This window comes from Planomonospora algeriensis (assembly GCF_977012225.1).
On sequence record NZ_CDRNDK010000784.1, the window covers coordinates 1 to 1,843 of the forward strand.

The following is a 1,843-nucleotide window of genomic DNA, read 5'->3' on the forward strand; positions in this document are numbered from 1 at the left end:
AGCGGCGAGGGTGAGCAGGGCCTCGGCCTCGTCGGCGCTCATGCGGGCGGCCGGCTCCTTGGCCAGCAGCCCCAGGACGGCCGAGGCCAGCGGGCCGGTGTGGGTCAGGGGCGGCGGCTCGCCGGCCAGGACGGCCATCATGGTCGCGGCCGGCGTGGCCTTGTGGAAGGGCGGACGGCCCTCCAGCGCCGCGTACAGCGTGGCGCCGAGGGACCACAGGTCCGACTCCGGCGTGGCGGGCAGGCCGTGCAGCCGCTCGGGCGGCAGGAAGGCGGGGGTGCCGACCATCCCGCCCGTCCGGGTGATCCCCGGCTCGTGGGAGGTCGAGGCGATGCCGAAGTCGGTCAGCACCACCCGGCCGTCGTGGGCCAGCAGGACGTTCTCCGGCTTGACGTCGCGGTGCAGCACGCCTGCGGCGTGCGCGGCCCGCAGCGCGCCCAGCACGCTCAGCCCGACGGCGGCCACCCGGTCAGGGGAGAGCGGTCCGCGCTCGCGGACGGTCTCGCCCAGCGAGCGCGAGCGCACCAGCTGCATGACGATCCAGGGCCGCCCGCCCTCCTCGACCACGTCGTGCACGATGATCACGGACGGGTGGTCGAGCCGGCCGGCGGTCTTGGCCTCCCGGACGGTCCGCTGGTTCAGGTCGGCCCGCGCCTTCTCGTCGACTCCGCGGTAGCTGACCTCCTTGACCGCGACGACCCGGTCGAGAAGCTCGTCGTGGGCGCGCCAGACGACGCCCATCCCGCCTTCACCGATGGGTTCGAGCAGGTGGTACCGGCCCGCGACCCTCCGTTCGGTCATGTCCTCGACTCCCTCCCCGGCTCACGAATCGTAGCCGGTCGGGCGGGACTTCACTTTTTCGACGAGAAGGTCGCGGCGAAGCCCTCGAACAGCTTCAGGTTCTTCTTCCACTTCGAGGCGGGGGTGTGCCAGTAGATCGCGTATCCCCGGCCGCCCTTGGTGATGAACCCCCGGTTGAGCACGCGGACCTTGCCGTAGCCCGGCTCCCAGGTGAACTCCCAGTCGGCGGCGTCCTCCATGTAGTCGACCTTCTCGATCCGGATGCGCTTGTAGCCGGGGAAACCGCCGCGGGCCTGGGGCTCGTACACGTCCCAGTCCCGCTTCGAATCGGGACCCGGGGTATTGGTGTATTCGATCATGAGATAGCTCCTGCGGTCGTCGGGACCGCGGAACCTCACCTGGGTCCCCTGCCGCCTCTCGACCTTCCAGCCCTTGGGCAGGCCGATCGAGAACCCGAAGGGGTCCTTGTGCGTGCGCCAGCCGGAGGGGAGCTCCGGCTTGTCCTTGTCCTTCTTGTCCTCGGTCTTCTTCTCGCTCTTCGACGGGGAGGGCGTGGGAGAGGACGGGTCGGGCGAGGAGTCCCCACCGCCGGGTTCCCCGGACTCGCCGGACCCGCCGGGCTCCGTGGGGCTCCCGGCGGGCGCGGACGCGCTCGGCCGGCTCTGCCCGGCCGTGCCCGCCGCGCCGTCGTCGCCGCTGTTCATGCCGATCCAGACGCCGACGCCGCCCACGAGCACCAGGGCCCCCACCACGATGGGCAGGCGCGCCGGACCCCGGGGAGGGGCGGTGAGGCCGACGCCCCCGGCGGAGGCGGCGGTTCCCAGCCGCGTCCGCTCCTGGTCGGCCGGGCCGGGCGCGGACCCGTCCCGGTGTACCGGTGCGGGCCGGGTCCTCGGCGCGGGTACGGCCGGCGGCTCGGCGGGCTCTTCGGGGACCAGGCTCCTGACGTACTTCCTGATGTCCGGGGATGGGGACGGGGAGGCGGCGGACGGGCCGCCGGAGGCCGCCGGGCCCTCCTCAGCGGCGCCGCCGGACGGGGACG

At 73.5% G+C, this 1,843-nt stretch carries 1 protein-coding gene and 1 pseudogene; both read right to left on the reverse strand.

Translation table 11 applies throughout. From position 1 onward, the window contains the following. Positions 1-801: serine/threonine-protein kinase (locus ACWJ6R_RS35740; RefSeq protein WP_449066448.1), on the reverse strand; the 801-nt coding region annotated here is incomplete at its 3' end. A gap of 50 nt (positions 802-851) precedes the next feature. Beyond that, positions 852-1,843: pseudogene (locus ACWJ6R_RS35745) on the reverse strand (hypothetical protein); the annotation flags it as partial.